The organism is Microcoleus anatoxicus, from assembly GCF_042465725.1.
Lineage (GTDB): Bacteria > Cyanobacteriota > Cyanobacteriia > Cyanobacteriales > Microcoleaceae > Microcoleus > Microcoleus anatoxicus.
In genome coordinates this window covers 2,050,566-2,063,540 of the sequence record NZ_CP120853.1, presented here as the reverse complement: position 1 = coordinate 2,063,540, position 12,975 = coordinate 2,050,566, and the positions used below count along the sequence as shown (strand labels likewise).

At 45.2% G+C, this 12,975-nt stretch carries 9 protein-coding genes; 6 read left to right on the top strand and 3 right to left on the bottom strand.

Annotation, left to right across the window (positions count from 1 at the left end; genetic code table 11):
* Positions 1-198: 198 nt before the first annotated feature.
* The gene (locus tag P2A85_RS08860; protein ID WP_377478786.1) at positions 199-1,137 is read right to left on the bottom strand and encodes a UDP-glucuronic acid decarboxylase family protein; all 939 of its coding nucleotides are present in this window, start codon (positions 1,135-1,137) and stop codon (positions 199-201) included.
* 249 nt (positions 1,138-1,386) lie between these two features.
* Positions 1,387-3,201: a translation elongation factor 4 gene (lepA, locus tag P2A85_RS08855; protein ID WP_377478784.1), complete on the bottom strand. Its 1,815-nt coding sequence runs from the start codon at positions 3,199-3,201 to the stop codon at positions 1,387-1,389.
* 386 nt (positions 3,202-3,587) lie between these two features.
* Between lepA and P2A85_RS08850 the strand changes: the two genes are divergently transcribed.
* From P2A85_RS08850 to P2A85_RS08840, 3 genes are all read left to right on the top strand, one after another.
* On the top strand, positions 3,588-3,815 hold the full coding sequence (locus P2A85_RS08850; RefSeq protein ID WP_340524452.1) for a hypothetical protein: 228 nt from the start codon (positions 3,588-3,590) through the stop codon (positions 3,813-3,815).
* A gap of 334 nt (positions 3,816-4,149) precedes the next feature.
* Positions 4,150-6,024, top strand: coding sequence for an ATP-binding protein (locus tag P2A85_RS08845; RefSeq protein ID WP_377478782.1), 1,875 nt, complete (start codon positions 4,150-4,152; stop codon positions 6,022-6,024).
* A 556-nt stretch (positions 6,025-6,580) separates the two neighbouring features.
* Positions 6,581-7,390, top strand: a complete 810-nt coding sequence (locus tag P2A85_RS08840; protein WP_377478780.1) for a GAF domain-containing protein — start codon at positions 6,581-6,583, stop codon at positions 7,388-7,390.
* Between the two features lie 157 nt (positions 7,391-7,547).
* Here P2A85_RS08840 and P2A85_RS08835 read toward each other — a convergent pair whose 3' ends face one another.
* Entirely contained in the window at positions 7,548-9,080 is a 1,533-nt protein-coding gene (locus tag P2A85_RS08835) for a PAS domain S-box protein (protein ID WP_377478778.1), read from the bottom strand.
* 313 nt (positions 9,081-9,393) lie between these two features.
* On the opposite strand from P2A85_RS08835, the gene P2A85_RS08830 reads away from it, so the two are divergent.
* From P2A85_RS08830 to P2A85_RS08820, 3 genes are all read left to right on the top strand, one after another.
* A complete protein-coding gene (locus P2A85_RS08830) occupies positions 9,394-10,044 on the top strand; it encodes a DUF3386 domain-containing protein (protein ID WP_377478776.1) in 651 nt (216 codons plus the stop codon).
* Positions 10,045-10,174: 130 nt separating this feature from the next.
* The gene (locus P2A85_RS08825) at positions 10,175-10,414 is read left to right on the top strand and encodes a NifU family protein (RefSeq protein ID WP_377478774.1); all 240 of its coding nucleotides are present in this window, start codon (positions 10,175-10,177) and stop codon (positions 10,412-10,414) included.
* Between the two features lie 170 nt (positions 10,415-10,584).
* Entirely contained in the window at positions 10,585-12,831 is a 2,247-nt protein-coding gene (locus P2A85_RS08820; RefSeq protein WP_377478772.1) for a glycoside hydrolase, read from the top strand.
* Positions 12,832-12,975: the final 144 nt, after the last annotated feature.

Genomic DNA, 12,975 nt, shown 5'->3' with positions numbered 1-12,975 from the left:
CTAGAGGGCAACCACGGGGGGTTTGCCCCTACCCCTAGAGGGCAACCAAGGGGGGTTTGCCCCTACCCCTAGAGGGCAACCACGGGGGGTTTGCCCCTACCCCTAGAGGGCAACCACGGGGGGTTTGCCCCTACCCCTAGAGGGCAACCACGGGGGGTTTGCCCCTACCCCTAGAGGGCAACCACGGGGGGTTTGCCCCTACTGTTTGTTTCCCTCGATGCGATCGCGAAAATCCTTGATAGTCAACTCCAAACCTTGATTCAGCGGAACTGTGGGTTCCCATCCCAACCAATTTTTAGCACGAGTAATATCCGGTTGTCGCTGTTTTGGGTCATCTTGGGGCAGGGGTTTAAAGATAATTTCTGCCCCTGGATTAATCATGTTTTGAATTTTCTGGGCTAATTCCAAGATGGTGTATTCTCCGGGATTCCCTAAATTCATCGGCCCGATTTCGTTGTTATTCATCAAGCGAATAAATCCTTCAACTAAATCTGAAACATAGCAAAAACTCCGGGTTTGGGAACCGTCTCCGTATATTGTCAGTGGTTCATTTCGTAAAGCTTGAACAATAAAATTGCTGACGACTCTGCCATCATTTTCTAACATTCGCGGGCCGTAGGTGTTGAAGATTCGCACGACTCGAATGTCTACACCATTTTGCCGATGGTAGTCAAAAGATAGGGTTTCAGCTACTCGCTTCCCTTCGTCGTAACAACTGCGAATTCCGATACAATTAACGTTGCCACGATAATCTTCTGTTTGGGGATGAACATCTGGATCTCCATAGACTTCAGAAGTGGAAGCTAGAAAAAATCTGGCTTTTACTCGTTTGGCCAATCCCAACATATTCATCGTGCCGATGACGTTTGTTTTAAGTGTCTTGACAGGATTGTACTGATAGTGTACTGGGGAAGCGGGACAGGCTAGATGGTAAATCTGATCTACTTCTAACCGAATTGGTTCGGTGATGTCATGGCGGATTAGCTCAAAGTATGGGTTGTCCATCCATTTGAGGATATTGCGTTTAGTCCCGGTGTAAAAGTTATCGAGGCAGACTACTTCGTGTCCTTGGGCCATTAGGCGATCGATTAGGTGGGAACCGAGGAAGCCCGCACCGCCTGTGACTAAAATTCTCATGGTGGAAACTGCCTTTCTGTTTAGGGGGTAGGACTGTGGTACAAAAATTCAGTCGATCGAGTGAAACTTGCTAATAGAATAACAAAATTGCGATCGCCAATGTAAACACTTATCCGTAACTTTCATAAAATCTTTAATTAACTTAGTATTTTAAAATACGTTGATAGTGAGTGCGTGCGCTCCTACATCTTTGATAGTTTATTTGGAAAAGTGCGATCGCCCTTAAAGCCGATCGCACCAACAGAAAAATTACGAATCGCGATCGAGCTTCAGCACAGCCATAAAAGCTTCCTGCGGTACATCCACAGTACCCACTGACTTCATCCGCTTCTTACCTTTCGCCTGCTTTTGCAGCAACTTCTTCTTCCGCGAAATATCGCCGCCATAACACTTAGCCAACACATCCTTCCGCAAAGCCGGAATGTGCTCTGAAGCAATCACCTTCGCGCCAATCGTCGCTTGAATGGGAACCTTAAATTGGTGGCGAGGAATCAACTCCTTGAGTTTTTCAGTCAAGCCGCGGCCGACATTATAAGCCTTATCGCGGTGTACAATCATCGCCAAAGCATCCACTGGATCGCCATTAATTAAAATGTCCAATTTCACCAAGGGATTTTCGCGATAGCCAATCAGGTGATACTCCATGCTGGCATAACCGCGCGATCGCGATTTCATCTGATCGAAAAAGTCAGTCACTACTTCCGCCAAAGGCAACTCATAAATCAATGTAGTCCGCCCTTGACTGAGATATTTCATATCTTTAAAAATGCCCCGCCGACTCTGAGATAATTCCATCAAAGTCCCCACATATGTTTCCGGCGATAGCATTTCTACCTGCACGTAAGGCTCCTCAATTTTCTCACGATATTGAGGGTCTGGCAAGTGGCTGGGATTGTCAATTGTTAACACTTCTCCCTTAATTGTCGTGACTTGATAAACCACGGAAGGAGCAGTCACAATTAAGTCCAAATTGTATTCTCGCTCCAGTCTTTCTTGCACAATTTCCATGTGCAGCAAACCCAAGAAACCGCAGCGGAAACCAAATCCCATCGCACTGGATGTTTCTGGTTCGTAGGAAAGGGCCGCATCGTTAAGTTCGAGTTTTTCCAAGGCTTCCCGCAAGTCTGGAAATTGGTCAGCATCGATCGGGAATAAGCCACAAAACACCATCGGTGTCGCTTCAGCATAACCAGGCCACGGCTCCGGTGCTGGCTTTTTGACCAAAGTAATCGTATCTCCCACGCGAGCATCCGCTACTGCCTTAATCGCCGCGCCTAGATAACCTACTTCTCCGGCGTGGAGTTCATCTACTGGGATTTGAGTTGGTGAAAGTATGCCTAATTCATCGATGACATATTCCTTGCCCGAAACCATCAATAACACCCGATCGCCTTTTTTGACACTGCCATCCATCACCCGGAAATAAACAATCACTCCCCGATAAGCATCGTAATAACTATCAAAAATTAGCGCCCTTAGTGGTCGATCGACGGTATCCTGCGGCGGTGGCACCTTTTCGACGATCGCCTCCAAAATATCATCAATACCGATACCTTCCTTGGCAGAAGCCAGAATTGCATCGCTACAGTCGAGTCCGACAATTTCTTCAATTTCCCCTTTTACCCGTTCTGGTTCCGCCCCCGGTAGGTCAATTTTATTTAAAACAGTAATAATTTCTAAATCATTTGCCAAAGCTAGGTAGACATTTGCCAAGGTTTGTGCTTCCACGCCTTGAGATGCGTCAACTACCAGCAGAGCACCTTCACAAGCAGCCAGCGATCGCGACACTTCGTAGGAGAAGTCTACGTGTCCAGGAGTGTCGATCAGGTTAAGCACATAGTCCTGACCATCTTTGGCAGTATAATTCATCCGAGCAGCTTGCAGCTTGATCGTAATGCCACGCTCGCGTTCGAGATCCATGTTGTCTAAAAACTGCTCTTTCATCTCCCGTGCTTGAACTGTCCCAGTCTCCTGCAACAGGCGATCGGCCAAAGTGGATTTTCCGTGGTCGATGTGAGCAATAATCGAAAAATTGCGAATGCGAGATACAGGGACGTTAGTCATATTTTTTGTCAAAGAGCTAATCGGCAAAGGATACTTTTTGTTGTATGATTACACAAGCAAGAGTACAGTGCCTGCTTAAACCTCTGATTGGGGATTGAAATCAAACCACCAATCAGTAACTCAACCTAAACACTCTCTCCCTTGTCAAAGCAATCTGTCTCAAAGGAAAACCTCAAAAGTGTGAATATCTCCCACCGTCTCCTATCAACCCAGGAAACCCAACAATCAAAAACTTCCCTCTGTCCCTCTGTCCCCGTCTGTGTGTCTCTCCCCCTCCCCCATCTCTCTGTTCCTCTCCCCCTCCAGTCAGGTGCTTGTGCACCAGACACTAAGTCAAACAATTAAGCGATTGAAACTTAAGAATTAAAACTAGGATTTTTTTAACTATGAGCCAGTCAAGCATACCTTCCCAAGCAGGGTCAGAAAAAGTGGAATTATCCATCCACATCGATCCTGAACTTTTAGACCAAATTCAGCACTTGACAAATGACCCCAGCAAAGTTATTGAAACTGCAATTAGGCAGTGGTTAAGGGGCGATCGCCGTGAAGACGAGTTGGCTCTGAGCCTGCGTCGCAACCCCCCAGTTCCGCCTCGTGGTGAGTGGAACGACTGAGGGTCGATCCCGAATTCCGGCGTTAATCTGTTGGCTGTGAAATTTGCGATCGCCAGCCAGCTATCATCACAGGCAGATTTCGCTACAAATTCATAATTTTTGACCATAAATTTACATAAATAACAATCACGTAATATAGTTTTGCATCTGAGGCGATCGATGAAAAAGCTAGTATTTTTTTACTTTATTAATAATAATAAAATTAAGGGTAGCATCCAAAAATAGTTAATAGTTTTAAGTTGGAAATTTTGAATAACAAAGTATTTAACTATTTAACTATTTAACTATTTAACTCCAAAATCAAAAATCAAAACTACTTTTATCTACTATTCTGATGGACTCTAACACAGATTTTCGGCGATCGAGCGTGGCCTCTACAGCCTTTTTCCAAGAGTTAGGGGCAGAATTAATATTTACCCAAGACAGAAACGGTCAATATCTATCTTTTTATTGGCAACAAGGCGAGCAGTACAATGTTACAGTAGAAGAAATTGTCGATGGTGGGGCGATCGACAACTTTCCACCTGTTCCGGCGAAACCATACCTCCATCGCCTGCAACGAATCCTCGAAACCCTGACACCAGAAAGGTTTAGCTATCCCTTTGGTCCCGGCGAAACATATTTGCTCTTCGATTTGACAGTCGCTCCCATTATCACCTCAAACGGCAAAGCTACAACAGTTTTAGCAATGGGACGCTTACTGTCAGAGCAACCCACATACCAGAAGCTAAATTCTGACGCCTTGGACTCACAGTTTCAGCAACAAAAGCAGCTCCCAGAAACCTGTATCCCTCCTACTTCCCTCCCTCACTACTCCGAAATCAATCGCAAAATCATCTCCCAAATAGCTCAAAACATCCACCGAACCCTCGACTTAGAGACAATTTGGCAGCAAACAGCCAACAGTCTCGGTCAAGTTTTAAATGCCAGCCGCTGTATCATCTGTCCCTACAAACAAACAAGCGAAATTTTCAAATCCTCCCCATTCATTCCCCCGAAAGATATCGAAAATACCGATACTGGGGAATCAGACTTGACCGCGCCCATTGCCCAGGACTATCAATTTACTTCTCCTCCCCTTCCTATCGAACATTTCCAATCAAAAACCCTTAAAGTCGTAGCAGAGTACCGTCAAGAACCTTACTGTGCCATGCTGGGATTAGAATTGCAAGCCTCCGAACAGCCGGGGTGGATTGAAACTTTAGCTACCCTCTTGCCAGTAGCTGTTGAGTCTGCCTATCCTGCCAATGACCCTTTCCAGCGACACTCGGTGCTGGTAGCCGCTACTTCCTATCAAGGAGAACCCAATGCACTCATAGCTTTGCACCGCTGCGGAGATTCCCCGCAGTGGAGTCCTCTGGAACTTGAATTCGCCCGCGAATTGGTCGCTCAAGTCGGAAGCGCGATCGCCCATGCTACTCTCTATCAAGAACTAGAACAGGCCCGCGCCGAAGCCGTTGCCCTTTCCCAGCTCAAAAGTCAGTTTCTGGCTAATACTTCTCACGAACTTCGCACCCCCCTCAACGGCATCCTTGGCTTTCTGAAACTACTGATGGACGGCATGGCAGATGACCCGGAAGAAGCCCGTGAATTTATCCTAGAAGCTCATCGTTCTGCCGTACTTTTGTTCAACGTCATCGACGATATTTTGGATGTCGCTAAAATCGAAGCTGGCAAAATGCAGTTAGACCTCGCTCCTGTCAAACTAGGTGAAGTTTTGCAGCAGGTTGAGTCTTTGACGCGGGTGCAGGTGGAAGAGAAGCGATTGCAATTTCAACTCCAAACCCTATCTGCGGAGGAGGAAATTATTGTCTATGGCAATTACCGACGTCTGCTTCAAATTATTTTGAATCTGACTGGCAATGCGATTAAATTTACAAACGAAGGTGGCATTCGGATTAGTACCGAAGCAATCAAGAAAAAAGTGACTTTTCAGAATCAGGAGTTTCCTGGTCTGATTAAAATCCGAGTTGCTGATACTGGGATTGGAGTGTCTCTTGACAAACAAGATAAATTGTTTGAGTCTTTTTTTCAGGTAGATGGCGATCGTACCAGAAAATATGGCGGCACTGGTTTGGGATTGGCTATTACTCAAAAACTGGTAGAAGCAATGGGCGGTACTGTCAATTTTTACAGCATGGGGGAAGGACTCGGATCTACAGTTACTTTCACTGTCTTACTTTACCAAGAACCATTATTTTGTCAATAGTTAGTAGTCATTAGTTAGTATTCATTAGTTAGTAGCGGTGCAGCCTGCGGAGTCTAAGGGTAGTCGAAAAGTCCTTAGTTAGCAGTCATTATTGGAATTGAGCGCATTCCCGAAAAATGTATTAATTATTACTCTCTTCTTCCCCTTGCTCCCTCTTTTTACCACTTTACACTGATGGCGATCGTCCCGCAGTTGTTTTTCCGCGGCTAGACCCAACAGGTACTTGGGGATGTAGGTATCAAACCCCCCTCTCATTTTCCGTAAAACCATTGAGAATGCAACGTATTTATAGGGATTGTGAGGCCCGATCGAGCTTGCCCCGAACGTAATATCAAGAAAATTGACAAAAACTTGACAAAAGTCTTTAAGTATGAGAAGTATAATGTTATTATAGAAATAATTACAGTTAGCTAGTAATTTTTGAAAGCCTGTGGGAACATTTAAGTGTAATTACGGAAGTCAGAAATTCGACAGTCTGGAGTTGGCAAATTTAGTAAATTCCTCCTCTGTTGGCGGAGTGGTAAAATTTTGCCATTCCAGTAGAAAAGGGGTTGCTATGAATCAGCAGATATCAGCTCAATCGCAAAAACTTTTACTGCAAATTGGCAGAAAGATTCGTAAAACTCTGGATCTAAATGGCATTTGGCAGCAAACAGTTAATAGTCTGGGGCCTACCCTTGGTGCGAGCCGATGTATCATTTGCCCCTATGAAAGTTCTAGTCTGCAAGTTAAAGTCGCAGCCGAATACTGTCAGGAGCGATTTCCACCCATGCTCGGAGTAGAACTTTCCTTAACAGAAACACCTCATTTTATGGAGGCGATCGCCACCCTAGAACCTGTGGTATTCGAGTCCTTTGCCGACGATGACCCTTTCGGCAGACAGTCGGTGCTAGTGGTGGCGACAGCCTATCAAGAGCAAGCTAACGGTATTATTAGTTTGCACCGATGCGGTAAGGATAATTTAGGAAACAATATAGGCGATCGACCTTGGACTCAGTGCCAAATCGAATTTGCCCAGGAACTTGCGGATCAAGTGGGAAGCGCCATCGCCCTCGCCACCCTCTATCAAGAGCGCAGCCATCGAGTCACAGAACTTTCCCAGCTCAAAAAGCAGTTCATGTTGAAAGCGTCCCACGAACTCCGCACGCCCCTAAATCACATTATCGGTTATCTACAACTAACTGTAGATGATATGGCAGACGATCCCATAGAAGAGAGGGCTTTTATCCAAGAAGCTCACCGTTCTGCTCTCCACCTTTCTAAGGTAATTGGTAATGTCTTGGATTTCATTCAGTTAAGCGATGCTTGTCAAACTCACGCAGAGTTGGCTGCGATCAGAAGTCAGGAGACATCTTCCCAGGACTAAATAGTTTAATTGCCCATCGATATCTTAGGGTTTTCTACAACTAACCCGATCGACTGTTTCCAATTATTTATGTTTAATTATTTATTAACTAATTTAATTAAACGTAAGATATTGGTGGCTAAAAAGCTTTCTGTATCATCATTCTGCCCGCTTGCTTCTAGTTGATTTTTCTAGTATTTGTTGGAGGAGTAATATAACGAACCCAAAAGGGTTCTTCCATATTTTGTAGCCCTACAAGTTTTTGGCGCTCTGACTCTATGCGTTTGCGTTCTGAAAGGTCAGAAAATATTTTTATGCAGCCTATAGTCTGGCCACTGGCATCTTGCACTGGTGCGGCGAATAGCCAAAGATCGATCGAGCCACCGTCTTTCTTTAACAGAGACACGTCACAACCGTTCTGTACCTTGCCATTGAACATCGACTTGAGCATAGCCTGAAAATCTTGCTCTTTGCCTTGGGGAATATTAGGCTCAATTTGCTCCAAAACTTGTGTAGCACTCCAACCAAAAGTTTTTTCTGCCATGGGATTCCAGACAGTTACTTTGCCCTTGGTATCAGTACAAATTATGGCCAGTGGCGCAGATTCTATTTGTGCTTGTAGCATTTCCTTAGCCAATTGTAGTTGTAATTCTACTTGCTTGCGATCGGTAATTTCCTGACAAGCGCCCCACAAACGCACAATCCGTCCCTCAGTCTTGTCCCAAACAGCTTGCCAGCAATCTCGCACCCAGCGCACCTCACCTTTTTTATTCAGAATGCGATACTCATTCTTCCCCGTGCGAATAGAAGTACAGTATGTTAATTGTTCCAGTAACATTTTTCTGTCGTCGGGATGGGCTAGCTCTAAACTCCACCAACCCCCAGCAGTCAATTCTTCAGGCAAGCGGCCAGTACAGCGTGCAAAAGCTTCCGTTACCCACTCACAGACAAACTTACCATCGGCTGCAACCCTAAAAGAATAGGCAAAATCTGAAGTAATTTGGGACATAATTCTGTAGTGAAATTCCGACTCCTTGATTGCTAGTTCTGCTTGCTTGCGTTCCCCTATTTCCCGCGAACTAATTACAATTCCGTGGATATTAGAATCTTGCAGCAAACTATTACCGATCGCCTCCATATATACCCAAGTACCGTTTGCGTGGCGGTTCCTATATTCGATGGGACTAGCAACTCCAGGATGTTCTAGCAACTTACCAAAATATGCTTGCCAAGTCAGCAAATCCTCTGGATGGATCAACTCCCCATGAACTTTGCCAATTCTTTCTTGGGCTTGATAACCCAAAACCCTTTCCACGGCTTCGCTGTGGTATCTAACTCGTCCGTCAGACTCTATAATGCTAATGATATCGGGAGAATTTCGCAGCACTGTTTGCAGTTTCGCTTCATTTTTAATCAGGCCTTGATTATCTAAGCGATGCTGACGGATCTCTTTTTGTAACTCTTCTTGCAACCGTCTCATTTGAGAAGCTTGTTGCGCCAGCATACGTTCTAAAAGACGATTGGATTTTTCCAATTCTACCAGCTTAGCAGCATTCTTTGTCGCACTTTCAAACACGCGAGTAGCAGCCAATTCTTGCAAAGAATTAGACAAATTTTCCAAATCTTTTGTTAAAATAGCCTGTTGTGCAGGTGGTAGTTGACTGGCTTGTGATTTCAATGCTTGCAGGTGTTGAAATGTTTTTTCTAGCATTTGAGTAAAACGAGAAAATTAGAATTGCAATCGGCTAAGCTGTCGCGCATTTAAATTGTATATTCAGGGCAGGTGTCCCGCCCACCCCACAAGAGTTTAATGTTTTTTTGATATCCAATTTAAATGCAGAACAGCTTATAATGCTTCGCAACCTGAATCTTAACCAGCGGAGACAAATCTATTATTATGTATTTCTCATAAAATAGCAAACGAGAAAACCGAACTGCAAACTACGGTACACCAGCCCGATCGACCAGTGTAGACCTTGCCGGTGTTAGGCTAAACTAAATGGGTGTATAGACAAAGAGGATTTATGACAGAGCAAGCCAACGCTCGCGATTTATTTCGCGCTGCCTACGAACACCGCTACACTTGGGATGCCAACTTTCCTGGTTACAGTGCCGACATCGAACTCAAGCAAGGCGACGAAGTATACACAGGTCAAGTTTCCATTAAACCAGACATGACTGTGGAAGTGAGTGGCATTGCAGACGAGGAAGTGCAGCAAAGTGTCTATACCCAGATGCGCGACATTGTGACTCACCGCAAACGCTCGTCATTTGAAAAATCGCACGGGAAAAACAACTTCACCCTCGGCGAAAAGGACAGCACCGACGCTGTGGACATCTTGGTTTCTGGCGACTCGATGGGATCTAATTATAAGATCCGAGGTTTGTCAATTTGTCAAGTCAGCCGGGTGATGGGCCGCATGGCTTTCGTAATTGATACTCACAAAAGCCTAGAGACACCGGAAGGTTCCTTGGCTAGTCACTACGATGCTGTTTTCCGCAACCCCCAAACAGATGAAATCATCCGAGAACTGCAATTTGAAGATACCTTTGAGAAAGTAGGTGAGTATTATGTGATGACTCAGCAAGTAGTGCGATCGAAAGAAAAAGGTCAAGAGACAACAACCGAATTCAACTACTCTAACGTCAAACTGCTAGAACCAGCAGTAGTTTAGAGACAATCGAAAAACCTAATTTCCTAAATAAAACAGGTTTTTCGATTACGATATCAGCATCAACAGTCAGTAACTGTGCGATCGAGATCCAGTACACATCAACTCTACTAAATAATTCGGAAGGTGAAATATGACGACACTAGCACTAACAAGAGATAACGTCGAAACAATTCTGGATGAAATGCGCCCCTACCTGATATCCGATGGTGGCAACGTCGAACTGGTAGAAATCGAAGGCCCAGTCGTACACCTGCGGCTACAAGGAGCTTGTGGCTCTTGCCCAAGCTCTACAATGACCCTGAAAATGGGCATAGAACGTCGCCTGCGCGAAGCTATCCCAGAAATCTCGGAAGTTGAACAGGTAATGTAATTAGTCAGTAGTCATTAGTCAGTAGTCAGTAGTCAGTAGTCATTAGTAACAAGTAGATAAAGCAACTAATGACTAATAAATCATACTGCCGATTAATGACTGCCGATTAATAACTGCCGATTAATGACTGCTGACTAATGACTGCTAACTAATGACTAAGGACTAGAGTAATGTCTCACCCCCTGTATGTAGCCTTCATTTGGCATCAACACCAACCGCTGTACAAATCCAGAGTAGCTGCTAAGGAAACAGAGGCTCAATATCGATTGCCTTGGGTGCGCTTTCACGGGGTTAAAGACTACTTGGATTTAGTGCTAATTTTGGCAAAATATCCCAAACTGCATCAAACTGTAAACCTTGTGCCATCCTTGATTTTGCAGATAGAAGATTGCATCGCAGACCGAGCATTAGACCCCTATTTGGCTGCGGCTCTCAAGCCCACTGAAGATTTAAAGATATCAGAAAAAGAATTTATTTGTCAGCACTTTTTTGATGCCAATTACCACACCCTAATTCAACCCCATCCCCGCTACAATCAGCTCTACACTCAGCATCAGGAAAAAGGTATTCAGTGGTGTGTGGAAAATTGGAATCAACAGGACTTTAGCGACTTGCTGGCTTGGCACAATTTAGCTTGGATTGACCCGCTATTTTGGGATGACCCGGAGATTGCCCGGTGGCTGAAACAAGGACAAAATTTTAGTTTAGCCGATCGCCACAAAATCTACTCCAAACAAAAACAAATCCTAGCCAAAATCATTCCCCAACACCGAAAAATGCAAGCTGAGGGACAATTAGAAGTCTCCACAACCCCCCATACACACCCGATATTACCGCTGCTTGCTGATACGAATTGCGCTCGCATAGCTATTCCCAACATGACCCTGCCACAACATCGGTTTCAGTGGGCAGAAGATATTCCCCGACACCTCAGAAAATCCTGGGAAATGTATCAAGATAGGTTCGATTGCGAACCTCGCGGTTTGTGGCCGTCGGAACAGGCAGTTAGTCCAGAAATCTTGCCCTATATTGCCAAACAAGGCTTCAAATGGATAGTCTCCGACGAAGCTGTATTGGGATGGACAATTAAACACTTTTTTCATCGCGATGGGGCTGGGAATGTCTGGGAACCAGAATTGTTATATCGCCCTTACCGTCTAGAAACTCCTCACGGAGATTTGGCGATCGTCTTTCGAGACCACCGATTGTCAGATTTGATCGGATTTACCTACGGTTCGATGGCACCGAAAAAAGCAGCATCAGATTTAGTGGGACATTTAGAGGCGATCGCCCGCACTCTCAAACACCGACAATCTAGTGGCACCACAACCCTAGAAAATCCCTGGTTAGTAACCATCGCCCTAGACGGTGAAAACTGCTGGGAATTCTATCCCCAAGACGGCAAACCCTTCCTAGAATCGCTCTATGAAACCCTCAGCCTCGACCCAGATATTAAACTGGTAACAGTCTCCGAATTTCTTGACAAATTCCCCCCAACAGCCACAATTGAGTCAACCCAACTCCACACCGGTTCTTGGGTGGATGGTTCCCTCACAACTTGGATCGGCGATCCCGCCAAAAATCGCGCTTGGGATTTGTTAGGCCAAGCAAGGCAAATGCTGGCAAATCATCCAGAAGCTACGGAAGAAACCAATCCCGAAGCTTGGGAAGCACTCTACGCCGCCGAAGGTTCCGACTGGTTTTGGTGGTTTGGCGAAGGTCACACCTCTAACCAAGATGCCATGTTTGACCAGCTATTCCGGGAACACGTAGCAGCAATTTACGAAGCTCTCAACGAGCCAGTACCTCCCCAAGTGCGCCGACAAGTAGAGGCCCACGAAGCTCCAGGCGACCATCAACCGCTGAGCTTTATTCATCCGGTGATTGACGGTATCGGTAATGAACAGGATTGGGATAAGGCTGGTCGGATTGAAGTTGGGGGAGCGAGGGGGACAATGCACCGCAGTTCTGCAATTCAGCGGATTTGGTACGGGGTGGATCACTTGAATTTTTACCTTCGGGTTGACTTCAATGCGGGTGTTCGGCCGGGAATTGACTGTCCGCCGGAGTTGAATTTATTCTGGTTTTATACCGATCGCACCATGCACAACAGCCTGATTCCACTGTCAGATTTGCCTGATACTGCACCCCTGAACTATCGATTCCACCATCAGTTAGGGATTAATTTGCTAACTAAATCGATTAGGTTTCAGGAGGCTGGAGAACGGGATGAGTGGCATCCTCACATCAGCCGCGCTCAGGTTGGGTTGGATAAATGTCTGGAGGTAGCAATACCTTGGGCAGATTTGCAGATTATGCCAGACTGGTCACTGAGGCTGATTGCGGTGTTATCGGAAGGGGAGCGTTACTGTAGCTGTTTACCGTTCGATTCTTTGATTGCGATCGGAATGCCTTAAAGAGTTATTGGTTATTGGTTCTTAGTTATGAGTTATTGGTTATTCGTTAGGCCGGAGCTAGCAAATAACTAATTACCAACAACAAATGACAATACATAACTAATAACAAACAACCAAAAAAAATCACCAATAACTTATCACAAA